Source organism: Holdemania massiliensis AP2, from assembly GCF_000327285.1.
In the GTDB taxonomy this organism is placed as follows: Bacteria; Bacillota_I; Bacilli_A; order Erysipelotrichales; family Erysipelotrichaceae; genus Holdemania; species Holdemania massiliensis.
In genome coordinates, this window is sequence record NZ_HE998567.1 from 1,180,479 (window position 1) to 1,206,388 (window position 25,910).

A 25,910-nucleotide genomic window follows, 5' to 3' on the forward strand; every position below is an offset into this window, starting at 1 on the left:
AATCCATGATTTCCTAAACCATCGTATGCCCTTCTCGTCTGTCCCTCTGAGTGATATGCCGTTTATCCAAAAGAAAAAGACCGCCGGCTGCGATCTTTTTCCATTCTACGTTCTTAAAGATCAATGACTTTAAGGCTTAATGTAGGCAAACCCAGCCTGCTGCTTCTGCGCCAGTTCAACGACGCCGGCAGGGACAACTGTGGTTTTCTCAATCAGGGTCTCCGGTGCGATCGACTGGGCACGCAGCGCATTCCTGCAGGCCGCAAACACAACACCCTCGGCTTTCGCCTGAGCCATGATAACACTGAGCGAATCCGCCAGCGCTGAGGGCAGATAAGCGCGGACTGCCGGACCATTAGCCAGCACTTCAATTTGATAAGTTTCCTTGTTTTGATGCAGCCAATCCAGCATATTGCGGACATTGCCCAACGCCATCGCCCAGTGCTCCATTTCATCAACGTGAAAAATTACGTTCATTTCTTCGCCTTCTTTCTGTGTCTTATTGTATCACAATTGGTATAAAACACAGTGAAGTTGCATCTTTTAGACCACTTTAAGCCTTGCAGTTTTTAATATGGGCTTTTAGTTTTTTCATTGCCCAATCATAATGACTGGATGTGCAGCTGATAAAATAAGAACCAAGTGTACTGCCTCCGACCCAGGAATAGCTGCCTTTGGCAAACAACTGTTCATTCGTTAACGATTCAGCCAGAGCGACCACTTCTTTATGCGACTGATCCAGCTGCAGCTTAGCCTGTTTTAGCGTCGTCGCCTGATGCTTTTTCCAAAATCCGACATTCATCACCCCATAGGTCTTCCAATTATAGGGTTCCGGAATAAACGGCTTCGGATCACCGCTTTGATTGGCGGCATACCAGTTCAGCAGAAGCTGATGCCATTCGTAAAGATGGATAAGCACATCTTTTAAGTTCTGATCCCGTTTCCAATGCGCTTCTTTTTTCTTCTCATCCAGTTCAAAATGAAAAGGCGTATTCAGCTCCGTTTCCGTCATCGTGCTGATCAGGTTCAGCAGTTTATCATAATTGGTATTCGCGGCGGCAATCAGATCTTGTTTTGTTGTTGGTCGGCTCATATCATTTCCTCATGCGTTCTGCCTGCAGAACGTCTTTCTTTTTATAAGTCTATCATACAAGTTAATACTTGACATCTGCATGTCAGATTTAATTAAAAATTATAAACTAATACTTCCTGCTTTCCTAAGAAAAAAAGGAATCCGCATCCGGTCTCCTTCTTTCTGTTCTTTGAAGATCTGTTCCCCATTTACAGATCACTGCCGCGACTGGCAATCACTTTTTGATACCAGTAAAAAGAATCTTTTCGATATCGGTTTTTTGAGCCATGACCCAGATCATCCTGATCGACATAAATAAAACCATAGCGTTTACTCATTTCAGCCGTTCCGGAGCTGACTAAATCAATCGGCCCCCACGGCAGATAAGCCAAGACCTTGACGCCATCCTGCAGCGCTTCTGCAACAGCCTGGATATGCTGACGCAGATAGTCAATCCGATAGTCGTCATGAACTGTCCCATCCGTAAAAATATCCTCATAACCGAATCCGTTTTCAGCAATCATGATGGGTTTCTGGTAACGATCCCAATACTGACTGATAGCGTTGTACATGCCCAAGGGATCAATCGTCCAACCCCACGCATTTGCTTTTAAATATGGATTTTCACTGATTGAGGCGGGATTCATCGTGTTCTTTTGGGAGTCCAGAGTCCGTGAATAGTAATATGAGAAAGCCAGAAAGTCCAATGTATTTTCTTTCAACAGAATCTTATCCGCTTCGGTAATTTCAACATGAATATCGTTTTCTTTGAAATATCTCAGCATGAAACCAGGATATTCCCCACGCAAAGGCACATCCGCATAAAAATATTGCATTCGATTTCGTTTCATCGTAAAGACGATATCTTCCGGCCGGCAGGTCATTGGATAATACGTACAATCTGCCAGCATAATTCCGATTTTAATCGCAGGGTTGATTTTTTTGGCATAAGCTTTAATCTGAGCGTCAATCAAAAATTGATGATGAATTGCAATGTACTGATCTTCCGTCAGATTCTTCGTTTGATCTCTTAAAATTCCTAAGGATTTAAAAGAACAGTATTGAATCAGATTGGTTTGATTAAAGGGTATCCAGTATTTAACCAAACTACCGTAACGATCCAGCAGCACGGTTGCATAGCGAACCATGAATTCGATCAGCTTGGGATTTTTAAAACCGCCGTATTCCGTCAGCAGAGGCAGCGGAATATCATAATGAAACATCGTCACAATCGGTTCCATTCCGGCTGCAATCACTTCCTGAATTACTTTGTCATAGAATTGCAGCCCTTTTTCATTGGGCTTAAGCTCATCCCCGCGAGGGAAAATCCGCGGCCAGGCGATCGAAAACCGAAAGCTGTTCATGCCCATCTCTTTTAATAAAGCAATATCTTCTTTATAGCGATGATAGAAATCATTGCCATATCGTTTCGGATAATACCCTTCCTGATCAGCAACCGCTGCGGCTAACGTCGCCAGAGTATGTTCATTCTCCACTAATTTTTTTCGATAATGCACCCGATCCAGTTTGGCATTGTATCGATGAATATCCGAAGTGGAAAGACCGCGGCCATCCACATCATAGGCTCCTTCCATTTGACACGCGGCTGTCGCCCCGCCCCAAAGGAAATTCGCCGGGAATTTGAATCTTTCTTTTTCCATTCTTTACCCTTTCCTTTTCACTTCGTTCTGATTCACAATCAATTCATATAACTCTATCAATCGTTTTATATTGTTGATTTCACACATCGTCGTCATTAAATGATCCTGAGCGTGGGTAAACAACAGGGAAGATTCATGGACAATGCCGCGTGCCTCTTCCTGGATCATCTGCGTCTGTGCCTGATGGGCTTTTAAGATTCCTTCGCGATCTGCTTGTTCCAGCTTGCGGTAAGCTTCCACAAATTTCTTTTCTTTAGCATATTGAAAAGCCTCATCTGCCATGGTTCTTGCGTTGCCGGAATGCAGAATAATCTGCATTGCCATCTGATTTAAGTCTATATCAGAAGATTCTAAACGTTCATCATCAGTATAAGTCATTTTGATATTCCTTTCTTTTTTTGAAGATGCCTTTAATCCAATTGATCCAACTGCAGTTCGTTTTGCTCCTCAGCAATTCTTTGTTTCTCATAAACCTTAAAGAACGGATACCAGGTTACCAGATAAAGGATAAACAAGACGACGTAAACAAGAACCGCACGCAAATCCTCCGTGATCATAACACTCGACAAAGGGGCAGGAATCTGTCCGACTTGAATCATTTTAGACGGTATATTCAGCAGACCACTGCGCATTGTAAACCAAACGACCAACGGGCCAGTAATCGAATTGATCCACATCGGCACCATCAGCAGTGGATTCATAACAATCGGCGCGCTGTACATAATAGGCTCATTAATATTGAATATCGAAGGCAAAATCGTCAACCTACCCACTGTCTTTAAGCTTTTTGATTTGGAGAAACACATCAGCAAATTCAAAGTCAAGGTCGCTCCCATTCCGCCCATCGTAATCAGACCGGCTGTGAATACCGCTTCATTGGTGGCGATGTTCATCGGTGCCAGACCCGCCTCCACCGCTGCGATATTAGCTGCAATGCCAGCCATAAAAATCGGGGTCTTTACACCATTCCACAGCCAGTGAGAAATGCCCAGGGTGTAGAAAAATGTCATTAAGAAAATTAACAGAACAAACCCCGTCAAAGTCTGGCCAAAATTCTGGATAGGGGAAAACAGCAGGAGAACCAAAGCAAACAGATCGATATTTAAATAAAAGGTCAGGAAGACAGTCAGTCCAATCGAGATGATAATCGGGATAATATTCTGAACCCATCCGATCACAAAATCCGGCAGACTTGAATTACTTAATAAGTTGAGTTTACCTACCAGATGGAAAAGAATGGATACCATATAGCCTGCAGCAATGCCTACAATGATTCCGGTTGGGCCAAAGCGATTAAATTCAACGGTGAACATCCCATTGGCATCCAATACCGGTTTAATAAACATAATGAAAACTGAGATGGCGGTTAAACCGGCGTTGATCGTATATTGTGTATGACCTAATTTTTCCATCATTTGATTAGCGACCATAAAGGCTGTCAGTAACCCCAGCATGCCGAAAGAGAAGTTGATGATCCGAATAAAGTTGGGTAAAGCCGGAATATATGAACGCAGAACATTATACAGATGAATACAGGATCCCGTCAGAATAAAGGGGATAATCTTCTGCATTGAACTGGATAATGCAGCTACAACCGGTTTTTGCGAAAATTTATTCATTGTTGGTGTAAACGAATTTGTCAGCCAATTCATAAATCGTTTCATAAGTTATTCTTTCCTCCCTTACAGATCGGCTTGCGTTTGATGCTGGTATAATTCAACTGCCAGCTCGATGAGTTTTCCTCCATCCAAGCTGCCGTAGACTTTCTGGGGAATGACCCCAACCGCAACGTTATACGGCTTCGCTAATTCCGTGAATTTCGCTTTGAAATTTTCATAGTGCGGAGCCAATAACAGCACGTCAATTTTTGGTAGATACAGGACAGCTTCCGTTTCACTTTTAGCCTCAATTTTGATATCAAGACCTTTCTTCTTAGCCACTTTCCGTGCTCCCTGGGCTAAAAATCCGCTGGATAAACCGGCTCCGCAGCACAATAGAACTTGAATGGGTTTTGTGTTTTTTTCCATTGATATACTCCTTTCCTATCTCGCAAAATCATTATAATTTGTCTGTGAATTTGTCTCAACTTGACCTTTGCCCGCTGAAGTGCACAAGGATGACTCAAGTCAGAATACTTGCACGCTGCGGTGAAACCAGTTAGATTGAATAAGATTTTTATTTTCTATATAATAAGGCTAACGAACGGCGGTGAGACGATGGCGATGAATAAAAAAAAGACCCTGCTGCTTTATTTATGGGAGCGGAATTCCTTTTGTACAGCTTCAGAATTGGCGGATGTATTAGATGTTTCCATTCGCACTGTTAAAATGTACGTGAAAGAAATCAATACACTCGCACATCATAAAGTGATACTTTCATCCAATAAGGGATATACCGCGTTAAAAATCAACGATCTTGGTTTTCTCGATGAACCGCAAACACTGGCATTCAGTTATTCAGAACGTTCCATTTATATCATAAAAAAAATTCTGATTGAACATAAGCCGCTCAACACCTTTGATCTTTGCGATGAATTGTTTATCAGCTATTCAACTTTAAAAAGTGATCTGGCGAAAATGAACACGCTTTATCAAATCTTTCATATCCATTTTTCTACGCAAAATGATATTATTCAAATTAAAGGATCCGAAAAAGATAAACGGGCTTTATTATCCAGTATTATTCGCCAGGAAACCAATAATCGGATTCTCGATCTTGCCGCATTGAAAAAATCCTTCAATCCTACAGAAATTGAAAAAATATCGCAGATTCTCAATGATTTTTTCAAGAAGGACACCTTCAATCTTAATAATTTTTCATATACCAATCTGCTTTTACATTTTGCGATTCTGATTGAGCGCGTAAAAACAGGTCATTATTTATCTGAGATCCGTGAAATTATGATTAAGAATCCTGAAGAGCGGAACTTAGTCAATCAGCTTTCTGCCCGGATAGAGCATGATTTCAGCATTCAGTTGAACACTTACGAAAAAAATGAAATTTATATCTTCTTTAAAACAAATATCAATTATCTTATCGATTCCAACTATGCAAAGCTAAGAGAATTAATTGGTGAAGATTATCTCACTCAGATTGTTAAGATCCTTGAAGAAATATCGCAGCTTTATTCGATTGATCTGAATCATGAAAGTTTTATTATTCCCTTTGGTCTGCATATCAAATCGCTGATTACGCGGGCTTCCTTAGGCAAGTACAATCGCAATCCTCTATCGGAAAAAATAAAACAGGATTGTCCGATCATTTATGATATCGCTATTTTTATCGCTCTGCGTCTTTCGGAAATCTATCAAGTTGAAATCCCTGAAGATGAGATCGCCTTTATTTTTCTGCATGTCGGTACGGAAATTGACCGTCAGAATACCGAGAATGATAAACTCCATTGTATATTGCTTTGTTCAGATTACCTTGGTTTGGAAAAGAAAATTTATCATCAGCTCATGCAGGACTACGCCGATGAGATCCTCATTGAAACTATTGTTTCCAGTTATGAAGAATTAAAACAGCATCATTTTGATCTGTTAATCACATTCCTTGAGGATGAACGAAATTATGAATATCCGTTCCTTTTACTGCTTCCTTTCCAGCTTGACAAACAGAAAAACGAAATTCGCGAAAAAATTTATGAAATCCAGCAGGCCAAAAAGAAAGCTCTGATTTTTAATCACTTTGATCATTACTTTCATTCAGATTTATTCTTGGTTATGGAGGATGTTAGTCAGGATTATGTAATATCGACGCTCTGTGATCAGATGGAACGACTGGGCTTCATCGCCGCTTCATTTAAGACCTTTGTCAACGAACGGGAAAGAGCATCATCCACAGCCTTTGGCTGTATTGCAATTCCGCATTCAGTTCATATGGATGCCTATCAAACTAAAATCGGTGTTGCCGTGAGCCGCAGCGGCATTGTTTGGGGAAATAACGTCGTCAATATTATTTTGTTGATTGCGATCAACAAATATGATAAACAAGTTCTTTTAACTATCAATGAGTTTATTTTATCCATGTTTGAGAATCAGGAGATCCTCACCTTGGCAAAAAACACTTCCACTTTAGCTGAATTTAAAGACATTATACTGACTAACCTTTAAAATACGCTGTACCCGACGTCAATCAATTCAAACAGAATATACCTGTCTTCGATTCCTCATCCAGCATGGCCTAACAGAAAATGTCCCGGATTCCAGCTTTTAAACTTTAGCTGAAAAATACCAGGACATTTTTATATTGATCTTTATTTCTTAACCCTTCCAGTTTTTCGCAGCCAGTACAATCAGGTCTTTGGCCAGATCCAAACCGATGGAACTGTTGATCATCAGATCATAGGATTCACTGTCGCCCCATTTTTTATCCGTGTAATACTCATAATACGCCTTACGTTCTTTATCCGTCCGAAGGATCAAGGCCCGGATATCCCGTTCCTTGCGATTATAAAATGTCTTTACCCGCTGAATTCGATCCGGCAGTGGTGCGTTAATGAACACGCTGCAGATGTTTTGTCCATGCAGAACATAATCAGCACACCGCCCGACAATGACACAAGGCTGCACCGCCAGCTGCTGAATGATCTCGGATTGGGTCATAAATACCTGAACGTCAATCATCTGCGTCAAACTGAACAGCGGATTGCTCAGCACAGAACGCTTCATTTCCTCATTTTTGACAACCTCTTCAGAAAACCCCGTCTTCTCTGCGGTCATCGAAATCACTTCTTTGTCATAATACGGAATCTGCAGCGTTTCCGCTACTTGACGTGCAACATCACGCCCCGCTGAACCATATTGCCGACTCACTGTAATGATTGGTAATCCCATGTTTCTTCCCTCGCTTCTCCCTATCTTGATAATCTCATTGTAACAGGGCGGAAATGAATGTCAACTGAAAGAAAAGACCCGCTTTGCAGCAGGTCTTAATTGAGAATCTTTAAATGCACAGGGATTGGATCTAAACCGAATCCTGTGTTTTCGATTTGGCTTTCCCAGATGTGCGCCGCTTCGGCTTTTCATTTTTTTCCAATTCTGAACGGAAGTAATTCAAAATCTTTTCCAGACTTTCGATCATCACTTCTTCTTTTTCCAGATCCAGATCAGCAATGCAGCTGTCCACCATTTCTTCATGGAATTGATGATGAATCCGCAGCACTTCATTAGCCTTGCCGGACAGCAGAAGTCTGACTACCCGCTTGTCCTGCAAATCCTTGCATTTTATGATATACCCTTTACGGACCAGCGAATTCACAGCGACGCTCAAAGTCCCTGGGGTCACCATTTGCAGCCGGGCAACGTCACCTAATGTCTTGGTTTCACTTTTCTCAACATTTTCTAAAATATGAACTTCCGTCATTGAAAGCGTGACACCCTGATGTTTCATATACTGTTCTTCAATAAATAAAATATGGTTAAATACTTCAACCAGCAAACCATTGACTGTTTCGCGAACACGACTCATGATGCCACCCCCGTCGTGTCCATTGTAGCCTTTTCTTTCAGACTCTGTCAAGGTTTATCCGCGCTTTATTCCTGTTTGATCAATTGATTTCTAAGCTTTTGAATGATTCGTTTTTCTAACCTTGAGATATACGATTGGGATATGCCTAACTGATCCGCGATGTCCTTCTGCGTTAATTCTTCATGGTTAATGCCATACCGCATTTCCAGAATCATCCGCTCGTTGTCTTTCAATTTGCTCATGGCTTTCAACAGCTGCCGTTTATCTTCTTCCGCATAAAAGCTTTCTGCGACGATATCGCCTTCTGTTCCAAGAATATCGGATAACAACAGTTCATTGCCGTCATAATCGACATTCAGCGGTTCATCAAATGAAATCTCTGTTTTCCGACGGCTTTTCTTGCGCAAAAACATCAGAATTTCATTTTCAATGCAGCGCGAAGCATACGTCACTAATTTTATATTCTTATCCCGTTTGAATGTGTTCACGGCTTTGATCAGACCGATCGTCCCAATGCTGATCAGATCCTCCATAAAAATCGGATTCGTTTCATAGCGTTTGGCAATATAAACAACTAAGCGCAGATTATGCTCAATCAGTGTATCCCGGGCCTGCTGATCACCATTCTCCAAAGCAATCAGTGCCGCTTCCTCTTCATCGCGGGCAAGTGGATGCGGCAGGACGTCATTACCTTGAATAAAATAGACCAGACGGCTTCGCTTTCCGAACAGAAAAATCTTTAACTTCAATAACCAACGTTTCATTTCTATCCTTGACCTGTAAACAGCGTGACGTTAAGCAGAGCATCATAACCGCAGTCGTTCAGTGTTTCACTGAAGGCCAGCCAGACCGGCTGCGAACAACCACCCTGAATCTGCAGTGAAGCCGGAATGGCCACCACATCACGAACACCGGTAATGGTTTGAATAGGAAGTACACGAACCGGCTTCGTTGTCAGCTGACATTGGACTTCATGCGTGCAGAAAATAAGCGGCCGGCCTTCGATCACAGCACTGTTGCCGGAATCTAAGTAGCCGGATAAAGCTAGTTCACAATCCCCTGCCCGTAACGTGACCGGATACAAAAAAGCCGTTTCTGACAATCCGTGACCGATTTTCCGTTGAATCATGAAATCCCAAAGCAGTAAGATGCCGGCCGCCACCAGCCATTGCCAGCAAGAAGTGGGTAAAAATAGTTGAAAATGAACAAGGGATCCCTGCCATAATTTCATCAATCCAAATTCCAGCAGAAAACGCATACCCAAGGCAAAGACGGAGGCCTGTAAACCGAATGAAAAAACGGCTAAAACGCTGATCAATTCTATAATGGCACAAATCCAGATCGCTCCCTCAAACCAGCATATACAGGCCGTTAGGGGAGCCAGAGGACTCAGTATCAACAGCTTTTTTAACCGTACTGGCCGGCGGCAAAGCCAAGCTGAACTCAACCATACAGAACAGTTCAAAATCGTTCCCAATATTACGGTTACTTCCACATAACTGTTCACGCTTTTCTCCTTTCTCTACGTTCTATGATAGAAAAAGAGCTGAGCATTTTTTGTCGTTTTGCCCACCTGGTCTGTGAAAGTTCATTTCAGATAGTTCCGAATAATATATCAGAGATTTCTAGCGCGAACCTAAGGTAAACATAGAATCCCTGGGAGGTTCGCACCGGAAATATGTGAAAAATAAGGAAAGAGTTGCAAGTAGATTGGTTATTCGCTATTATAGAAGTAAGATAAGAATCACCTAAATATCTATTAGTTTCTTATTCGCTGCCGCATCGCTCACAGGCGGTGCGTGGATTGAAATGATAATCTTTTGCTCACTGCTCAAGTCCATGCCACGTCGCATCGCTCACAGGCGGTGCGTGGATTGAAATTATGTATTTCCGCAGCGCTTCCAGGTCTGGCTTTGTCGCATCGCTCACAGGCGGTGCGTGGATTGAAATAGACCACAAGTTGCGCTGTTGCGCTACCGTGGTTAAGTCGCATCGCTCACAGGCGGTGCGTGGATTGAAATCACATTACCATCTATTGAAATTCCCATAGTTTCAGTCGCATCGCTCACAGGCGGTGCGTGGATTGAAATCTGCAATGCGTCACTAGTAAATCCTGCTGATTCAGTCGCATCGCTCACAGGCGGTGCGTGGATTGAAATTCATATAAATCTCCTTTCTGAGGATATAGGATAGGTCGCATCGCTCACAGGCGGTGCGTGGATTGAAATGCGGTCACACCAACCTGTGACTCTAACGTATCGGGTCGCATCGCTCACAGACGGTGCGTGGATTGAAATCTCCACTACCTGTTTTTACGGCTGGAAGGCTCCGTCGCATCGCTCACAGGCGGTGCGTGGATTGAAATAGAATAAATCCCTTCCGCAGCTCATTCCGGCGATAGTCGCATCGCTCACAGGCGGTGCGTGGATTGAAATGGCTTTGACCTCGATCCCGATAAATCTGCCAGCTATGTCGCATCGCTCACACTACAAGGATAAAATATACAGAAAAAGAGGACTGATCATCCTCTTTTTCTGTTTGTATTTCAACACGCTGATTAAATATTTAAAAATGATAAATCTAGCTTAGTTATATAAACCTCCGTAAATGACATAGGCAGCACAATTAGAATCACACCTCTTGAATCAAAATGAATCTGTATTATCTTTTAATAGAACTTCCTTTCCCCATTTCGTGTTTTGTAATGCTTTAAATATCAGCCAGCCTAACATACCTCCTGCCACATTCATAATCAAATCATCAATATCTGCAGAACGGCCAATGAAATACTGCAAAACTTCTATGAATAAAGAACTTCCTGCAAGGCTTATCAGGCAGATTCCTGCTTTGCGGCATTGAGGTAAACATACAGGAATTAAAAAGCCCAGAGGAACAAACATTGCAATATTCAATAATAATTGCTCGATCATTCGCGCAAATCCCATTTGATAGGTTTCCTGTATCCAAACAAACGGAATAAAATTAACAAGATGTACAGGTGGAAGAAACGCATAAGGTCCAAACATGATAAGGTCAAGACCCACGGTTGCAAAAAATACCAAAAGTCCATAAGCGACTAGTCCCCAAACCATCAGTTTACGAATTTTTGTACGATCAGTACGCCTGCGATATCTGCGCGTGAAAAACCAGGCAGCTAAACAAGAGATCGGCACACCGATAATCGAAATTCCTATAACCATTCCCATATGCTTTATACCCCTTCAAATTAGAATCTTATTATACTCTCAAAACCAGACTTTAAAATGACTGCTATCCAAAGGATAAAGTGACAGTTCAGTCACACGAAAAAAAGAACGGCGTTAACCGTTCCTTGAAATTCAATTATTCGTCTTCCGTCTCCAAGAGGCCATAACCTCCGCTGTTACGTTTGTAGACGACCGCAATTCCGTCCGTTTCTTCATCCGTGTAGATAAAGAAGGAATGACCCAGCATTTCCATTCGCATAATTGCTTCTTCCAGATCCATACGCTGAGCTTTGACTGTTTTAGTTCTGACAGCGATATCTCCTTGATCCAACTTTACATTGTCCTGTTCAACAAAGCTGAGCGCCAGTTTTTCACGATGGCGGCGGGATAAGCGTGTTTTCTGGCGGCGAACCTGATCTTCTAACTTATCAATCGCCAGATCAATGGCCGCATATAAATCTTCATGTTCAACTTCTGTTCTCAAGATTCCTACTTTGGTAGGGATCGTGACTTCAATTTTCTGTGTGAGAGGATAAGTGCGTACAACAACACGGGCTCTTGTTTCCGGATCAATTAACAGATATTTGTCCAAGAAAGATAATTTCTTTTCAATTTTCTGTCTCATTCCTTCCGTGATGCTGACATTTTTTCCGACAATCTCAAATTTCATGGATAATTCCTCCTTTGATGTACTTTTAGTATAAGCTGTTCCAAAGAAAAAAATCAGTCTTTAAACGTCACTACTTTCGTGTTATACTGAAAGCGTAAGGGCTGATTTCTGTAAATCAGCCCCTTTTTCTTACATTTATGATTTTAAAACCTGGCGCAGAAGCTTTAAGACATTATCATAGCCAATCGCTTGGCACTCCATTTCTGAGAAGCCCTGCGTTTTTAGACCCTTGATCAGATTCTGCGCCTGAACGGCACTGGCAAGATCACTGCCCATGGATGTCGCATGATCTTCAAAGAAATCCATAAAATCAAATCCGACTGCAACATGCTCCATTCCGACTAAATCCGCAATATGACGGCCATGGGCAGCCAGATGCAGCGCATCCTGATTTTCAGGCTTGGCATCAATGAAATTCTTCGCTGCATTCAAACCGATCACACCACCCTTGGCGGCAATCGCCATGATCTGCTGATCAGTCAGGTTGCGGTGTACTTCGCAGAGCACACGGGTATTGGAATGAGTGGCGATCAGAGGACCGCGCACAATCTCAACCATATCCCAGAACGTTTTTTCATTTGTATGTGATACATCTAGGATCATTCCCAATTCATCCATCTTTCGGACAGCTTTGCGGCCTTCTTCGGTTAATCCGCGCGTCACAGTCCCTTTTACGCCGGTGGCCAGCGCATTTTCGTCATTCCAGCACAAGGAAGCAATGCGAACTCCCTGATCATACAGCCATTGAATTTTTTCTTCTGCCTGTTCCCGAATTCCGCACATGCCTTCTACAGTCATCACAACATGCGGTTTTCCGGTTTCTTCCAAATCCGCTTTGGATTTTACCCACGTAACGGCATCCAGATTTTCTTCAATTTCCTGACGGGTGGCTAAGACCATTTTCTGCATTCGCTCCCAGTCTTCTGATCCTTCAAAATAACTGGCAATGCCTACGCCAAGAACTTCACCCTGCAGTAACTTGGGCAGATGCTCCTCTTTCAATACGTGCATTTTTCCCTGTTCGTGCTTGCGCAGGATGTCCCAGCCGATATCGGCATGCAAATCAAAAATTCTCATTTTTTCCCCTTTCAAGCAGCGGATGCTGCTTCCTTTAACTGATGCTTGGCTTCCCATTCAATCAGTTTCTTTTTCAATCCTTCCATAACAATAAGCATGGAATAAGTATCCAGTCCACAGTATTGCAGCAAGTGATCACGAATAGCCTGATGGTCGGTTTCCGTGTTGTTCTGATCCAGATTGCGCCATTGAACCACGGCATCCATTCCCTGATGAATATCCAGCTTCTGATAGGTTAAATTCTCATCAAATAACGGCAGCAGGGTCTTTAACGAATAGTAGCCGCGCATCCGCGTATCGTAAAACAGGCCGGCCTGAAACGGAAAAGCTAAATCAACCATACGGGCATGGATTTTCATCAAGGGCTTTGCCCGATCCGGAAAACGAGCAGCCAGCTCCTGCAGCCGGATCTTCTCCGCTCCTTCGGCATTATAAGCGATCACGCTGCCTCTGGACGGCAGATCGTTTAACAATTTTTCAACAAAGTCTTTCCGACAGTCATGGACGCCGATAAATTCCCGATGAATCAAAGTCCCATCCGCTTCTAAAATATGCAGAGAATACTGAAATGGCAACACCTGATAGCTGCGCATTCCTTCATAGGGCGGCACAGCATACGTTTCCCATTCAAAATCCAGGAAGCAGTACGGATATTCCAAAGTACCTTCAAACCAGGTCTTCAAACCAAAGTAATCAAGGTAACAACCGCCGTTTTGAGCAGCCTTGATCTGGGCGAACTGCTGGCGGGTGCCTTCTAAGCGATCATAATCCGCATCCTGCAGTTTTAATCGGCCTTCCGCCGCCATCTGATTTTTATATTGAGATGAAACCAGGGTCAGAATTGAATCCGCCTCCAGCTCTTTTTCCGCTGCGAAACAGCGCTCATAATAAACGCATTTGTTGCGTCGGGTACAGCGATTGGTTTTTACCGACTCCGGTTCTCCCTGATTCAGCAGCTGATCCATTTGATCAAGAAGAAGCTGAACCTCAGTTTTTTGCTTTTCAATGGCGTCGGCAACTTTTCGAGCAGGGTTCCCTGAATCATTGTAAAAGCGATCAGAAATCAAAAAAAGCGCTTGCGGATCTAATTCTTTGCCTCGAATATAATCAGGATTGAGATGAATGATATAAAACTGAACGACAGAAATGCCCAACTTCTCCAACACCCAGTTGTTCAGCATATAGCTGAACGCTTCATCTTCTTTCGGCAGATGACCGCCGTAAAGAAAATAGACCTCCCACCCCGCGCTTCCGTGATGCAGAAATGGAATTTTAACGCGCAGCTGATTGTATTCAAAACGTGCTGAAACCAGCCACTCCTGCTGATTGAGAGCCGCCATCGCAAGTGAAGGATCATCACCGCGAATACCGCGAAAATGTTCGTTAATTTTTAATTTCTGGCAGGCTAAACCGGTCAGATCTTCATCCATTCTCACAAAAGGAGAAAAGGGCGGCGTCGGTTCTTTTTTTGACAGCCAGAAATATTTCGGACATCGTTTAAATTTTTTACAATCTGAAATATGAACCATGAATAATCACCTTTTTGATTATATCATTCCCCATCAGGCAATCCAAGAAAAGTTTTTGTCAGCAGTATCGCCAAACATGAAACGTCCAGAAGAAACATTCAGAATTCAGCCGCATTCACACTGACTTTTATGATTATTCCAGCTCATTCCTCAGCAGAATCAATCCATTGTCTGAAATAGTTTCGCAGTGCCGGATCACAGACATAGACAAAAGTACCCTTGATTGCCCGGGTTAACAAAACCTTATAAATATTGAGAATATAATGCTTCAGAATCTTTTCATCGTGAATCGAAGCTTTGCCAAATCGGTCAAAATAGTGCTCAGCGTGAACCACAATGCTCTGAGTTTGTTCATCATAGGCCAATTCCGGACCGATGATGACGCCGGCATAATTTAGATCATAGCCCTGTACCGTATGAATGCATCCCACCTCGTTGACAGCATTCTCAGAATTTACCCAGTCTTCATTGACTGAATTCCAAATGAAGCGGCTGGATTCAATCTCAATATCATATAGCTGTTCACTTCGGATTTGATCCAAAGCTTTGTTTTGGGTTTTCCATTTCCAGGCATAACCGGCGACCAGCCGGCATAGTCCAACTTCCCTTTCCTTCTCCTGCAGCGTTCGGACTAAATCCTGAATCTGATCAAACAGGAGAAATTCGTAATTTTTAAACTTCTTTTTCTTTGGATTTCCATATTCGTACAGAATATTTTCAACATAAGCAATATAATCCTGGCCGGCCGCTACCCGCATCTGGGATGTTAAGAAATACTCTTCCGTGTTTTCTTTTTGAACTAATCGCTGAAATACTCCATTGTCTATATCCGTGGGTTTCACCGTCTGCGTATCATCATAAAACAAGATCTGATAATCACTGCAGCAGCGAATCCAATCCCATTCATTTCCATCCTTGAGACCTAACTGCGCATTAATCCGCTCAAATACCTTGTGATGTCCCGGCATCAGATTCTTCTTTTGCCGCAGCCGATGAGCTTCATCTACGATAAGCACGTCATAATGTTCTTTGATCACATCCGAGGGACCGATAACCATGGAAGACCGAAGTCCCTGAACCTGCTTAAACACTTTTTTCAAGGTTTTGCGCAGTGAAGTCATAGGAACAACCAAGCCTATTTTTAAACTTTTAATATTTTTCAGATAATATAGGCTCTGAAATGAAAATTCATCTTCATCCGCTGTAAATTCATCCGCCGCCTCAGGTTGGGACGTCATCACATCTGTGATCAGTTTCATCAGATAAACGGCCAGCACAGTCTTTCCGGTTCCTGCTCCGCCATGAACCAGAAAAGCAGTTTCTTCATTGCGCTGAAGATGCTGCAAAAGTGAATCAAACAAACTCTCTGCCGTCTTGTACTGATCCTCCGTCAACGATTTATAAGGGGAATATTTAAATAAATCACTGTTTTCAATCTGAACATGATTATGCTTTGCAATCCCCTGTTTTATCAGCAGCTGCCAGATTTCTCTGAAGGTTTTCTCATAGACCTCTTTTTCATAATAGTTATAATTGCGGATTCCATTATTTCCATTCTGCAGTCTGAACTGACCGTCGGCTGAAAGATACTTGATCAGCGAAGCTTCGATATCCGTTGTTGCCGACTTATTAAACCGCTTATCAGTAATGACCCTCAGCTGATCCAGGCGCCTCCGGTCAGCATGATGGTAATGCTGCTGAATGCGATGGGCAATGTTGATCGTTTCTCCAACATAGGCCTCTTTACGGCCTGTCAGAATATAAACTGAAGGGTACTGAATTGCCTGCGTAATTCCTCTTGCCTTATTTACTGCCTGATCATCAAATGGAATTGTTTTTATTCTGACCATTCAAAATTCCTCCTACAGCTGATCGTATTTTGTACTTTTACCTCTGGCTTTCTCCACCGGGTATTTTTCACGGTTCTTTTCCAGCTTCTGCAAAATAATCGTTTCGGCATCCACGCCCAGCTTTGCGCTCATTAGCAGGCAATAGTTCATCACATCCGCCAGTTCCTCACAGACCTTTTGCTGATCAAACTCAGCATTCCATTGGAAACATTCCAGCAGTTCACCCGCTTCAATCGCAATTGACTTGGCCAGATTCTCCGGACTGTGAAATTGGTCCCAATCGCGTTCTTCATTAAATTTTATAATTTCTGCTAATGCTTTCTTCATACATCCACCTCATCCTTTCAAGTATATCACGGCTATCGTGAAAAGGGATATCCCTGATCCTTTTTCCCGGCAAAAAAGGCGCTTCTTCGCGCCTTTGTTCTTCCTTTGCTGGTTTAGGCTTCAATGCAGAACTTTCCGTCTTTGAAGAAAACAACTTCCGTTCCATCCGCATGAACACCCGTGATCTGCATATCGTCGCTGCCGAACATGAAATCCACATGGACCATTGAGAAATTACAGCCTTTGGCCTTCATTTCTTCTTCACTCATGTCCTGTGAGCCTTCCATATTCATTGGATATGCCCGGCCCAAAGCGAGATGACAGCTGGCATTTTCATCAAATAAGGTATTATAGAACAAAATTCCGGACTGGGAGATTGGGGTATCTACATCGATCAGCGCGACTTCACCAAGATAAGCACTGCCTTCATCGAATTCAATTAGGCTGGCCAAAGCGGCTTCTTCTTCCTCCGCATGCCAGCGCACAGCTTTACCCTGTTCAAATTCAATCCAGAAGTTCTGAATCAGCTTGCCCTGATAGCTCAGCGGCTTGGTTGCCTGAACGCGGCCCTGAACGCCCGTTCTTTTTGGCATTGTAAAATTTTCTTCAGTCGGCATATTGGGATTAAAGACAACACCATGCTGGGATTTTTCACAGCCGCCTTCCCAGATATGACCTTCCGCCAACTCCACAACCAGATCGGTTCCCTTTTGGTTTTTAAAATGCAGGGAAGCAAACTGCTGACGATTCAGCCAGTCATTGTGAGCGGACAGCTCCTGGTTGTGTTTTTCCCATAGAGCGATCGGATCCTGATCCTTTTGGATGCGCACGGAAGCCAGAATGGCGTTCCACAGTTTTTCCACGGCCGCTTCCGGCGTTTCGTCCGGAAAGACTTTCAGCGCCCATTCCGGATTCGGGATCGCGATGATCGACCACTGACCTTCATTAGCCATCGTGTAATTCTGAAACTTCTCCAGGGCTTTGCGTCGCGCCGCAACAACCTGCTGCACCTTTTGCTGATCGACGTCTTTCATTATTCCAGGAATGCTGGAGTCAATGTTCAAAATGCAGTAGCCGCGGTCAACAAATTCCTGTTCCCGTGCCACAAGCCAATCCGGCACACGCTGAAGCACCGCGGTATCCGCGTAATCATAATCGAGCTTTGTGAGCTGATCATCCTGCCACAGCACCACCACTTCGCCTGCACCTGCGCGATAGCCTTCTTCAACACACAGCCGGACAAACGGCGCTGAATCCACCTGCGCTTTAATCACCAGCAGCTGTCCTTTTTGGACATGAACGCCCAAGCGGACAGCCAGTTCAGCATACTGGCGCAGACATTTTTCTGAAATCAAGGTTATTCCTTCTTTCTGTTCTGTTAGTTTCCGTGAGAGATTGGCAACATTGCCGCACCGATAATTCCCGGTTCTTCCAGCTTGGCTGTTTCAAAGAGCGTATCCCGCATCGGGACATGCACAAGATTCTTGAAATTCGCAACAACTTTATCCATAAATACGTCTTTGGACTGCATCATGCCTCCGCCGATCACAAACATCCACGGATCTGCAATATGCGCGATGACTGAAAACATCACAGCCAAATCATAGGTCATATTATCCACAATCGATTGCGCCTGCGGATTGCCTTGTTTTGCCAGATCAAACACATCGCCGGCATGCCGAATCTGATCTCCGAAAAGCGCTTTGCCCTTACGGGTAATCGCCACACCGCTGGCTTCATTTTCCACAGCGCCGATATTCAAATGATTGACCTTTTCGCGGTTGCGGTCAATGATAATATTGGCGATTTCACCTGCGTGACCATGCTTGCCGCTGACAACTTTGCCATCGACGATCAAGGCGCCGCCGATACCGGTCGAAATCGTGACATAATAGACGACCGGCAAGCCCTTTCCAGCTCCGACTAACGCTTCCGCTAGTCCGGCAACATTGGCATCGTTGTCAACATAAGCCGGCATATTGAAGTTCTGCGTCAATTCCGCCGCAATCGGATATTGTTCAAAACCTGGCAGGTTGGTCGCCATCAGCATTTTTCCGTTGATTGTATCCACCGGCCCCGGCACCCCGACGCCAATCCCCTCACATTCAGTATACCCCGGAATTTCCCGGATCATTTCCATCATGTTGTCCATGACCTTCCGCGGTCCCTCCTGGGCCAGCGACGGACGTTTGACTTCTGCCAAAACAATTCCATCACGCGTAACTTTGGCAACGCGGACATTCGTTCCCCCTAAATCAATTCCTAAATATGTTTTCATACTCTAGGTCCTCCTTAGATTTAATTATAGCGAAAGCTGCAAGGGGTTACAACTAAAGACCGCATCGAAAAGTCAGGTTTTTCAGTGCGGCGCTGGAAGTCCAATAAACAAACCAATTTTTCCATACATAATCAATCATTCATTCACTGCTCAGTTTTAATCCTTCATAACAGGATTTCAGACAGCCATCAGTTTAGTGTTGATCAAGCTTTGTTTGAACGAACTTATCAATGTAGTCAACCGTTTGCATTTTTTCATTCAAATCATCCACAATGTCCTGAATTTTCACATCTCCTTTACCATTTCTCCAATAAAAAAAGCTGTTTTTCTTTCAAACGGAAGCGACGTGATTTCCGCTGCTCCTAAATGAAAATACAGCTCTTTTTTTGATTTTTTCCGGATTGATTTCCAGTTTCTTTCGATCTGACTAGATCGTGAGTTTCTGTCTTTCAAAATTTTCAGAAATCCTGCAGCGCTGCCGATCATAACTTAAACTTTCTTTTTGTCCTCACTCACAGATTTCAATTCTGACCTGATCGGCATCTTGGTTTTAAAACTGGTTTCACTTATTCTCAAACCTGATATTGATTTAACCTTGTTTATAAACAGGCCGATTCTCAGCATGATTAATATGTCGGCTCGGTTGCAATGAAAGCTGCAATGTCCTTGGTCACCTGCTCATCCACAATCGCCTTCTGCATATAGTAAGTATTCGGATTCGCATCAAAGTCACCCGGCATCATCAAATGAGATAACCCCGGATAACTGTGGAAAGTCCAATTTGATCGTTCGCCATATGCGGCCTTCCATGTTTCATATTCCTGCAGCGGAACCTGATAATCTTCTTCTCCCTGCAGTACCAGAACTGGTTTCGTTATCGCTTCTGCCGTTTTAACCGGATTATAAGCAAGCAGATCTTTCCAATAAGCCGGATAAGCTCCTGCGACTAATTCATCATCAGCTAACTGATCCAGCTGATTCAGCTTATCCAGCTCAGCCAACGCTGCATCAACCGCTGCTTTTTCCTGATCTGTATTCATAAACTGAGCTAAATGAGCATATTGAAATCGCATTAATGAGGCTAAATCCGTTACCGGTGCAGCCATCATAATATAACCGGCAGCCTGCGGTGTTTCCGCGGCGATACGGGGAATGCATAACCCACCTAAACTATGACCCAAGACATAGATTGCAGCGGAATCCACTTCTGGCTGCCCGGCCATGAATTCAACGATATCCACAGCATCCTGTACTGTTTCCTGATCCACCGTCAGCTGTATATCAGCGGCACAATCTGCGCCATAAACATAGGTACGCTTGTCATAACGAAGGGTTGCAATCCCCTGTTCAGCAAGCCGATAAGCGATATCCTTAAAAACGGTATTGCCGTAAATTGTTTCATTGCGGTCATTCGGCCCGGAACCGTGAACCAGAATGATGACCGGAACCGGCTGTTCCTTGTTGGGCAATGTCAGCGTCGCCGGCAGATCCTTTCCATCCCGCATCGTGATTGTCAATTCCTGTTCTCTCGCGCCTTCCGGCAATGTCAGGGCCGCAACATCGCTTGGTTCAACATATTCTGAGAAATTAACGCCTGCAATTTGATCCTGATCATTAAAGACAACATTAACACTTAAATTCTGATTTTCAAAAAGAACTGGTACCTGAACAATCTTGTAGGCACCCTGTTCGATCTCATTGGCTTTTTGAATTTCTTTCAGCGCCCCCAGCTGTTTCAATGAAGGTTCCAGAGAAGCCTGCAGCTGAACCGCAGCTTTCTGCATTTGTTCATCGTAGGCAAAACCTTTTAACAGCTTTTCAAAATCGCCGGCTCCCAAGGTTTCTACATACGCTTTCGCAATTTCTTCGCGGCTGCCTGTCACTTTATCCGTAACCTCCGTTCCTGGTTCGTCGGTTTGTTTCGGCTCCGATGCTTTTTGACATCCGCCCAGAACAACTGCCATCAACATGAACCCGATCATTCCTTTTTTAACTGCTTTGTTCATTTTATTTTTCCTTTCTGATCTCCATCAATTAGATGTTTATCTAATTGAATTATAGAATTCTCTTCCATCTTTGTCAATTCTTATTTTTCTTCTTTTCTATCTCGTTTTCTTTGTCATTCTGGCTGACTTTTTAAGGTTTCCCGCCTGACGTATCTATTTTCAATCAATCCCTCATATCAATTCAATTCCCCAAAACAAAAAACTCCGTCTGTAAATCAGACAGAGTGGTGTTGTCTATAATTTCGTTTTGATATTTTCAGCTAAGCTGTCACTTCTTCAGCATCGCAGGCATCAACGCCGATTAAATCATGATGCCGAGCCTTCGTTACTTTAACCCAGGCAAAGGTCCCCGGCTGATAGCTGCGGGAGCTTTTAAACTTGATCAGTCCGTCAATTCCGTCAGGCGCACTGTGGATGCCGCGGCCATGGTAATAGCCCGTTAGTCCATCCTGGTTCTCAATCAGAACTTCCAGTGTCTTGCCAATCAAGGCTTCACCATTCTCCTGCGCAATCTGATTTTGGACTGTCATTAACCGTTCCAACCGTTCATCCATGATTTCCTGGGAAATCTGACCTTCCATGGTATATGCTGGAGTATCCTCCTCATTGGAGAAAGTGAAAGCACCCAAACGATCCCAACGAACTTCCTGAATAAAATCAATCATTTTCTGGAAGTCTTCTTCTGTTTCCTGTGGGAAACCGACGATCATCGTTGTCCGCAGCACCGGCATTTCATAAGTTTCCCGAATCAGTTTCACTGTCCGCAGAATACTTTCCACGCTGCCGCGGCGATTCATCAGCTGCAGCATCTTATCGCTGCCATGCTGAACTGGAATATCGAAATAAGGAATCACTTTCTTCAGATCCTTAATGCCCGTAACAAATTCATCATCAATTTCATCCGGATACAAGTAAAGAACACGAATCCAATGCAGTCCTTCAATCGCATTCAGTTCCGTCAGCAGATCCCAAATCCGCCGCCGGCCGTAACAATCCGTGCCGTAGCGGGAGGTGTCCTGAGCAATTACGACGAGTTCTTTTACCCCTTCTGCCGCCAGCTGTTTTGCTTCCGCAACCAGATCTTCAATCGGGAAAGAAACGTATCCGCCTCGAATTCCCGGAATAGCGCAATATGAGCAGCGATTATCGCAGCCTTCGGCAATTTTCAGATAGGCTGTCCATGGCTTGGTCGAAACTAATCGAGTATTCTTGCCATACCCATCCAACACTTTTTCGCCTAAAACCTGCGTCAAAATCTGTCCCATCTTCGGATATTCACTGATCGTCAGGAAATAATCAACTTCCGGCATTTCCGCCTGCAGATCTGCTTTGTAGCGCTGTGCCAGACATCCGGCAACAATCAGCTTCCGGCAGTTTTCATTTTTATATTCCGCCATTTCCAGAATCGTGTTGATCGCTTCCTCCTTAGCGGGTTCAATAAAGCCGCAGGTATTCACGATAATCGCTTCCGCCTCATGAACATTATGAACAATTTCATGACCGGACTGCCGCAGCAGCCCCATCATGCGCTCGCTGTCAACCAAATTCTTGCAGCAGCCTAAAGATACAACTCCTATTTTCATATTCAATTCCTTTCTTTCTTTTTTATAATTTCTACATCGAGATCGCTGACATTCTGACTACTCCCATAGGCAAGCCTATGGGTTTTCTCCATTGAATTATAACATAAAAGCTTGAAATTGCCATTTCCAGATTGTACCCCACCCGCTGTTAAAGGTCTGTTTTCAACATTTCATGATCAAATGATAAAGTTCATTCTGCTGACTTGTCCAGGATAAACTATGCTACAATAAAGACAGAAATGGAGTGTGAATACCATGCAGATTCACCATAATAAACTGGTTCGCGACCGCATTCCGGACATCATTCGGACTGAGCACCGACACTGTCAAACCCGCACCTTAACTTCCTCAGCGTATTGCACAGCCCTCAAAGCCAAACTCGTTGAGGAAGCGATGGAAGTTCAGAATGCCGAAGACCGCAAGGCACTGACTGAGGAACTGGCCGATTTAAGCGAAGTCGTAGATGCGGTTATCCGGCATTTCGGCTTGAATGAAGTTGAGATCCAAACCGTCAAAAAACAAAAAGCGCATTCCCGCGGACGTTTTGAAGATCGAATATTCCTAGAATATGTTGAATCGGACGAAGGGGAATCAAACCAACTTTAGGTGAGGATGATTTCGCTGGTTAAATCCGTCATCCCCGCTTCAGAGCACAAAAAAACGGCCTTCATGCCGTTATTTTTAAATGGTCGGGATGACAGGATTTGAACCTGCGACCCCTTCGTCCCGAACGAAGTGCACTACCAAGCTGTGCTACATCCCGATACCTTTTATATTATAGTCCGATTTAAAATATTTGCAAGACTTTTTTCATCGCTGAGCTGATAAACACGAACAATTTTTGCACAGAAATACAAGGCAGCGGTAAGTACGCAAAAAGTTTTACTTCTGTCTGTTTCCGAACTTCTGACCAGACCCACAATTTTCGTTATATCAGATCTTTTAATTCTAACTGCGATATTGGGACTGCCATCTGGCCGATTGTCGTCTTTTCAAAGACGCCATGGCAGTCGGCTCCGGACGTGATCATTAATCCTCGGTCTTGACAATACTTCAGACAGGTTTGTGTCACAAAATGATCATGGGAAGGATACCAGCACTCAATTCCATCTAATCCCGTCTCCATGATCGTTGGCAAAATTTCCAACAAAGCCGATGAAGGAATCACTTTTCCCGGATGCGCCAAAATTGCCTTCCCTTTAGCCGCGTGAATCTGCCGAACGACTTCACTAACCGAAGGAAAACCGGCGCAGCTGTAATCATGATGATATCGAGCATAAACCGAGAATCCCTGCCTGTAGTTCGCAACGATTCCTTTGGCCGCGAAATAATGCAGAGCCTTCCAGCCGCCCCATTGTCGATCATAAGAAAATTGTTGGTATTCCTTCAAGCTTACCGATTCGCCTGCCTGTTCCATTTTTTCAATTAACAACGCATTGACACGTTCCAAACGACCGCAATTCGTTTCCACAAATTCATTGAACTGGCTGTTCTCTAAATCCATTCCGTACCCCAGAATATGAAAATTAATCCCCAGCTGCTGGGCGTCCAACTCCACGCCCGACAGACATTGAATCTTCCAGGCTTCGCATTTCCGCAGACATTCCCGGCTTCCTGAAAGCTGGTTATGATCCGTCACCGCAATCAGGCCGACCTGATTTAATTGTGCCTGATTCAGAATTTCATCAATGGTCATCGAACCATCTGAATACCAGGAATGAATATGTAAATCCGCGTTCATTGCCAAGCCCCCTTTTTCTTGTTTGCTGCCTAAAAAACAAGACTGGAAAATCACCTTTACTTGTTCTTTCCATTATAAGCGATGTCCATCTGGATGAACAGCCGAAGAAAACAAAAAAACAGCCGAAGCTGTTTCAATGTTTTGAGCTGAGATGCTGAATTAAAGCATCCATTGCCATAACATAACCATAATCGCCAAAGCCGCACAGCTGTCCAAGACAAGCCGGCGCCGTTTTGGATTCATGCCGGAAACGCTCACGGGCATGAACATTGGAAAAATGGACTTCAACCGCAGGAATCGGCGCAATACTTTTGATTGCGTCATGGAGGGCATAGCTGGTATGCGTATAAGCTCCCGGATTGATAATCAGACCATCCATGTTCTCAAAGTAACACCGTTGAATGGCGTTGATCATCTCACCTTCGATATTGCTTTGAACGACTTCAATCTCGATTTCACGCCGCTTGGCTTCTGCTTGGATCATCGCTGTGATCTCCGCATAATTCCGTGCGCCGTAAACACCTTGTTCGCGGATTCCGGTCATATTGATATTCGGACCATTGACAACTAAAAATTTCATTTTCTTTTCCTCACTTGTCAAAACATTTTCGCCGCTGTGTCGATTGACGGAACAGCCGCTTCATCTCATCTGTCTCTTCATTTTCCAGAACGCTGCGGAAATGCGCCAGCTCGGCGGCAAATTCATCAATTTCTCGAACCAGATTCTGCTTGTTCATCAAAAACAACTCAGTCCATAACGATTCGTTAATCTTGGCAATCCGTGTCAAATCCCGGAAAGAATCACCGGTATAGTCAACCAGATGCGTGTTGTCACTGGTGTTCATTAGGGTCACAGCGATGACATGCGTCAGCTGACTGAGAAAACCGATCATCTTATCATGTTCCGCCGGACTGAGCACAGCGATATTCCGAAAATTCAGAGCTTCAGCCAATGACCTAACCCAGGCAATTCCAGCTTCGGTATTCGCCGCAGTGGGAGTAATAATGAAGTTCGCCGGTTCAAAAATGGAGCAGTCGGCATACTGAACCCCGCTGACCTCCCGGCCAGCCATCGGATGACTAGCAATAAATTCCACATCCGGACGCAGCTTTTGCTGAACCTGAGTGACAATTTGTTCCTTGACGCCGGTCACATCTGTGATGCGGGTGTTGGGGGCAAAGCTGTCCTGATGTTGATCAATCCATTCCAAAAGCGCCTGTGGATACAGGCCGAACACGATGCTGTCCGCCTGAGCTACGAGTTTTTCATCAAAACCCACAGCGCCCTCATCAATCCAGCCTTGTTCTAAGGCATAAGCAATGCTTTCAGGATTGATATCCAGGGCGCTGACGTGATAGCCTTTGCGCTTTAACCCCTGAGCGTAGCTGCCGCCCAAAAGGCCTAAACCGATGATCAGAAAATGCGATTCCTCCTGCATGT

The 25,910-nt window shown here is 43.9% G+C and carries 26 protein-coding genes, 1 tRNA gene and 1 CRISPR repeat array; of the genes, 2 read left to right on the plus strand and 25 right to left on the minus strand.

What is annotated here, in order from left to right:
* Positions 1–129: 129 nt before the first annotated feature.
* The 6 genes from BN162_RS05565 to BN162_RS05590 all read right to left on the minus strand — a co-directional run bounded on the left by BN162_RS05565 (position 130) and on the right by BN162_RS05590 (position 4,760).
* The gene (locus BN162_RS05565; protein WP_020224103.1) at positions 130–477 is read right to left on the minus strand and encodes a DsrE family protein; all 348 of its coding nucleotides are present in this window, start codon (positions 475–477) and stop codon (positions 130–132) included.
* Positions 478–553: 76 nt separating this feature from the next.
* Positions 554–1,093, minus strand: a complete 540-nt coding sequence (locus tag BN162_RS05570; protein WP_020224104.1) for a ClbS/DfsB family four-helix bundle protein — start codon at positions 1,091–1,093, stop codon at positions 554–556.
* A 188-nt stretch (positions 1,094–1,281) separates the two neighbouring features.
* Positions 1,282–2,733 carry a glycoside hydrolase family 1 protein gene (locus BN162_RS05575; protein WP_020224105.1) on the minus strand — a complete coding sequence of 484 codons (1,452 nt, stop codon included), beginning with the start codon at positions 2,731–2,733 and terminating at the stop codon, positions 1,282–1,284.
* 3 nt (positions 2,734–2,736) lie between these two features.
* Positions 2,737–3,111 (minus strand): PTS sugar transporter subunit IIA, encoded by a 375-nt coding sequence (locus BN162_RS05580; RefSeq protein ID WP_020224106.1) that lies wholly within the window; start codon positions 3,109–3,111, stop codon positions 2,737–2,739.
* Positions 3,112–3,143: 32 nt separating this feature from the next.
* The gene (locus tag BN162_RS05585; protein WP_020224107.1) at positions 3,144–4,397 is read right to left on the minus strand and encodes a PTS transporter subunit EIIC; all 1,254 of its coding nucleotides are present in this window, start codon (positions 4,395–4,397) and stop codon (positions 3,144–3,146) included.
* An 18-nt stretch (positions 4,398–4,415) separates the two neighbouring features.
* Positions 4,416–4,760, minus strand: coding sequence for a PTS sugar transporter subunit IIB (locus BN162_RS05590; protein ID WP_020224108.1), 345 nt, complete (start codon positions 4,758–4,760; stop codon positions 4,416–4,418).
* Between the two features lie 195 nt (positions 4,761–4,955).
* On the opposite strand from BN162_RS05590, the gene BN162_RS05595 reads away from it, so the two are divergent.
* Positions 4,956–6,845, plus strand: a complete 1,890-nt coding sequence (locus tag BN162_RS05595; protein ID WP_040451526.1) for a BglG family transcription antiterminator — start codon at positions 4,956–4,958, stop codon at positions 6,843–6,845.
* A 150-nt stretch (positions 6,846–6,995) separates the two neighbouring features.
* On the opposite strand, the gene BN162_RS05600 is transcribed toward BN162_RS05595, so the two are convergent.
* From BN162_RS05600 to rimO, 15 genes are all read right to left on the minus strand, one after another.
* Positions 6,996–7,568 carry a cytidylate kinase-like family protein gene (locus BN162_RS05600; RefSeq protein WP_020224110.1) on the minus strand — a complete coding sequence of 191 codons (573 nt, stop codon included), beginning with the start codon at positions 7,566–7,568 and terminating at the stop codon, positions 6,996–6,998.
* 130 nt (positions 7,569–7,698) lie between these two features.
* The gene (locus tag BN162_RS05605; protein ID WP_020224111.1) at positions 7,699–8,202 is read right to left on the minus strand and encodes a MarR family winged helix-turn-helix transcriptional regulator; all 504 of its coding nucleotides are present in this window, start codon (positions 8,200–8,202) and stop codon (positions 7,699–7,701) included.
* A 65-nt stretch (positions 8,203–8,267) separates the two neighbouring features.
* Positions 8,268–8,966, minus strand: a complete 699-nt coding sequence (gene sigK, locus BN162_RS05610; RefSeq protein WP_020224112.1) for an RNA polymerase sporulation sigma factor SigK — start codon at positions 8,964–8,966, stop codon at positions 8,268–8,270.
* A 2-nt stretch (positions 8,967–8,968) separates the two neighbouring features.
* Positions 8,969–9,709 carry a sigma-E processing peptidase SpoIIGA gene (locus tag BN162_RS05615; protein WP_020224113.1) on the minus strand — a complete coding sequence of 247 codons (741 nt, stop codon included), beginning with the start codon at positions 9,707–9,709 and terminating at the stop codon, positions 8,969–8,971.
* A gap of 269 nt (positions 9,710–9,978) precedes the next feature.
* A CRISPR array of direct repeats spans positions 9,979–10,637; the repeat unit is 35 nt; unit sequence GTCGCATCGCTCACAGGCGGTGCGTGGATTGAAAT.
* Positions 10,638–10,847: 210 nt separating this feature from the next.
* Positions 10,848–11,408: a VanZ family protein gene (locus tag BN162_RS17755; RefSeq protein WP_020224114.1), complete on the minus strand. Its 561-nt coding sequence runs from the start codon at positions 11,406–11,408 to the stop codon at positions 10,848–10,850.
* A gap of 136 nt (positions 11,409–11,544) precedes the next feature.
* Entirely contained in the window at positions 11,545–12,078 is a 534-nt protein-coding gene (hpf, locus tag BN162_RS05625) for a ribosome hibernation-promoting factor, HPF/YfiA family (RefSeq protein ID WP_020224115.1), read from the minus strand.
* Between the two features lie 135 nt (positions 12,079–12,213).
* Positions 12,214–13,155: a dipeptidase gene (locus BN162_RS05630; protein WP_040451531.1), complete on the minus strand. Its 942-nt coding sequence runs from the start codon at positions 13,153–13,155 to the stop codon at positions 12,214–12,216.
* A gap of 11 nt (positions 13,156–13,166) precedes the next feature.
* Positions 13,167–14,684 (minus strand): DUF2779 domain-containing protein, encoded by a 1,518-nt coding sequence (locus BN162_RS05635; RefSeq protein ID WP_020224117.1) that lies wholly within the window; start codon positions 14,682–14,684, stop codon positions 13,167–13,169.
* A gap of 143 nt (positions 14,685–14,827) precedes the next feature.
* Entirely contained in the window at positions 14,828–16,534 is a 1,707-nt protein-coding gene (locus BN162_RS05640; protein ID WP_020224118.1) for a DUF2075 domain-containing protein, read from the minus strand.
* Positions 16,535–16,546: 12 nt separating this feature from the next.
* Entirely contained in the window at positions 16,547–16,861 is a 315-nt protein-coding gene (locus tag BN162_RS05645; RefSeq protein ID WP_020224119.1) for a nucleotide pyrophosphohydrolase, read from the minus strand.
* Between the two features lie 113 nt (positions 16,862–16,974).
* Entirely contained in the window at positions 16,975–18,216 is a 1,242-nt protein-coding gene (locus tag BN162_RS05650; protein WP_020224120.1) for an aminopeptidase, read from the minus strand.
* Positions 18,217–18,239: 23 nt separating this feature from the next.
* Positions 18,240–19,139 carry an ROK family protein gene (locus tag BN162_RS05655; protein WP_020224121.1) on the minus strand — a complete coding sequence of 300 codons (900 nt, stop codon included), beginning with the start codon at positions 19,137–19,139 and terminating at the stop codon, positions 18,240–18,242.
* A 285-nt stretch (positions 19,140–19,424) separates the two neighbouring features.
* Positions 19,425–19,625, minus strand: coding sequence for a hypothetical protein (locus BN162_RS05660; RefSeq protein WP_020224123.1), 201 nt, complete (start codon positions 19,623–19,625; stop codon positions 19,425–19,427).
* Positions 19,626–19,765: 140 nt separating this feature from the next.
* Complete coding sequence (locus tag BN162_RS05665; protein ID WP_020224124.1) at positions 19,766–21,145, minus strand: alpha/beta fold hydrolase; 1,380 nt, start codon at positions 21,143–21,145, stop codon at positions 19,766–19,768.
* Between the two features lie 260 nt (positions 21,146–21,405).
* Entirely contained in the window at positions 21,406–22,728 is a 1,323-nt protein-coding gene (rimO, locus tag BN162_RS05670; protein WP_020224125.1) for a 30S ribosomal protein S12 methylthiotransferase RimO, read from the minus strand.
* Positions 22,729–22,983: 255 nt separating this feature from the next.
* Between rimO and BN162_RS05675 the strand changes: the two genes are divergently transcribed.
* Positions 22,984–23,334 carry a nucleoside triphosphate pyrophosphohydrolase gene (locus BN162_RS05675; RefSeq protein ID WP_020224126.1) on the plus strand — a complete coding sequence of 117 codons (351 nt, stop codon included), beginning with the start codon at positions 22,984–22,986 and terminating at the stop codon, positions 23,332–23,334.
* A gap of 80 nt (positions 23,335–23,414) precedes the next feature.
* Here BN162_RS05675 and BN162_RS05680 read toward each other — a convergent pair.
* From BN162_RS05680 to BN162_RS05695, 4 genes are all read right to left on the minus strand, one after another.
* A tRNA-Pro gene (locus tag BN162_RS05680) sits at positions 23,415–23,491 on the minus strand.
* A 165-nt stretch (positions 23,492–23,656) separates the two neighbouring features.
* On the minus strand, positions 23,657–24,469 hold the full coding sequence (locus BN162_RS05685) for a PHP domain-containing protein (RefSeq protein ID WP_020224127.1): 813 nt from the start codon (positions 24,467–24,469) through the stop codon (positions 23,657–23,659).
* A gap of 133 nt (positions 24,470–24,602) precedes the next feature.
* Positions 24,603–25,049: a type II 3-dehydroquinate dehydratase gene (gene aroQ, locus BN162_RS05690; RefSeq protein WP_020224128.1), complete on the minus strand. Its 447-nt coding sequence runs from the start codon at positions 25,047–25,049 to the stop codon at positions 24,603–24,605.
* Between the two features lie 10 nt (positions 25,050–25,059).
* Positions 25,060–25,908, minus strand: a complete 849-nt coding sequence (locus BN162_RS05695; RefSeq protein WP_020224129.1) for a prephenate dehydrogenase — start codon at positions 25,906–25,908, stop codon at positions 25,060–25,062.
* Positions 25,909–25,910: the final 2 nt, after the last annotated feature.

Excerpts from the sequence above, each read along its gene's own strand:
- BN162_RS05570 (WP_020224104.1), bottom strand. The coding sequence starts at position 1,093 with ATGAGCCGACCAACAACAAAACAAGATCTGATTGCCGCCGCGAATACC.
- BN162_RS05575 (WP_020224105.1), bottom strand. The coding sequence starts at position 2,733 with ATGGAAAAAGAAAGATTCAAATTCCCGGCGAATTTCCTTTGGGGCGGG.
- BN162_RS05675 (WP_020224126.1), top strand. The coding sequence starts at position 22,984 with ATGCAGATTCACCATAATAAACTGGTTCGCGACCGCATTCCGGACATC.
- BN162_RS17755 (WP_020224114.1), bottom strand. The coding sequence starts at position 11,408 with ATGGGAATGGTTATAGGAATTTCGATTATCGGTGTGCCGATCTCTTGT.
- BN162_RS05660 (WP_020224123.1), bottom strand. The coding sequence starts at position 19,625 with ATGATCGGCAGCGCTGCAGGATTTCTGAAAATTTTGAAAGACAGAAAC.
- sigK (WP_020224112.1), bottom strand. The coding sequence starts at position 8,966 with ATGAAACGTTGGTTATTGAAGTTAAAGATTTTTCTGTTCGGAAAGCGA.
- BN162_RS05635 (WP_020224117.1), bottom strand. The coding sequence starts at position 14,684 with ATGGTTCATATTTCAGATTGTAAAAAATTTAAACGATGTCCGAAATAT.
- BN162_RS05595 (WP_040451526.1), top strand. The coding sequence starts at position 4,956 with ATGAATAAAAAAAAGACCCTGCTGCTTTATTTATGGGAGCGGAATTCC.
- BN162_RS05600 (WP_020224110.1), bottom strand. The coding sequence starts at position 7,568 with ATGGGATTACCAATCATTACAGTGAGTCGGCAATATGGTTCAGCGGGG.
- BN162_RS05695 (WP_020224129.1), bottom strand. The coding sequence starts at position 25,908 with ATGCAGGAGGAATCGCATTTTCTGATCATCGGTTTAGGCCTTTTGGGC.
- BN162_RS05640 (WP_020224118.1), bottom strand. The coding sequence starts at position 16,534 with ATGGTCAGAATAAAAACAATTCCATTTGATGATCAGGCAGTAAATAAG.
- BN162_RS05645 (WP_020224119.1), bottom strand. The coding sequence starts at position 16,861 with ATGAAGAAAGCATTAGCAGAAATTATAAAATTTAATGAAGAACGCGAT.
- hpf (WP_020224115.1), bottom strand. The coding sequence starts at position 12,078 with ATGAAATTTGAGATTGTCGGAAAAAATGTCAGCATCACGGAAGGAATG.
- BN162_RS05585 (WP_020224107.1), bottom strand. The coding sequence starts at position 4,397 with ATGAAACGATTTATGAATTGGCTGACAAATTCGTTTACACCAACAATG.
- BN162_RS05605 (WP_020224111.1), bottom strand. The coding sequence starts at position 8,202 with ATGAGTCGTGTTCGCGAAACAGTCAATGGTTTGCTGGTTGAAGTATTT.
- BN162_RS05565 (WP_020224103.1), bottom strand. The coding sequence starts at position 477 with ATGAACGTAATTTTTCACGTTGATGAAATGGAGCACTGGGCGATGGCG.
- rimO (WP_020224125.1), bottom strand. The coding sequence starts at position 22,728 with ATGAAAATAGGAGTTGTATCTTTAGGCTGCTGCAAGAATTTGGTTGAC.
- BN162_RS05655 (WP_020224121.1), bottom strand. The coding sequence starts at position 19,139 with ATGAAAACATATTTAGGAATTGATTTAGGGGGAACGAATGTCCGCGTT.
- BN162_RS05665 (WP_020224124.1), bottom strand. The coding sequence starts at position 21,145 with ATGAACAAAGCAGTTAAAAAAGGAATGATCGGGTTCATGTTGATGGCA.
- BN162_RS05580 (WP_020224106.1), bottom strand. The coding sequence starts at position 3,111 with ATGACTTATACTGATGATGAACGTTTAGAATCTTCTGATATAGACTTA.
- BN162_RS05630 (WP_040451531.1), bottom strand. The coding sequence starts at position 13,155 with ATGAGAATTTTTGATTTGCATGCCGATATCGGCTGGGACATCCTGCGC.
- BN162_RS05590 (WP_020224108.1), bottom strand. The coding sequence starts at position 4,760 with ATGGAAAAAAACACAAAACCCATTCAAGTTCTATTGTGCTGCGGAGCC.
- BN162_RS05685 (WP_020224127.1), bottom strand. The coding sequence starts at position 24,469 with ATGAACGCGGATTTACATATTCATTCCTGGTATTCAGATGGTTCGATG.
- aroQ (WP_020224128.1), bottom strand. The coding sequence starts at position 25,049 with ATGAAATTTTTAGTTGTCAATGGTCCGAATATCAATATGACCGGAATC.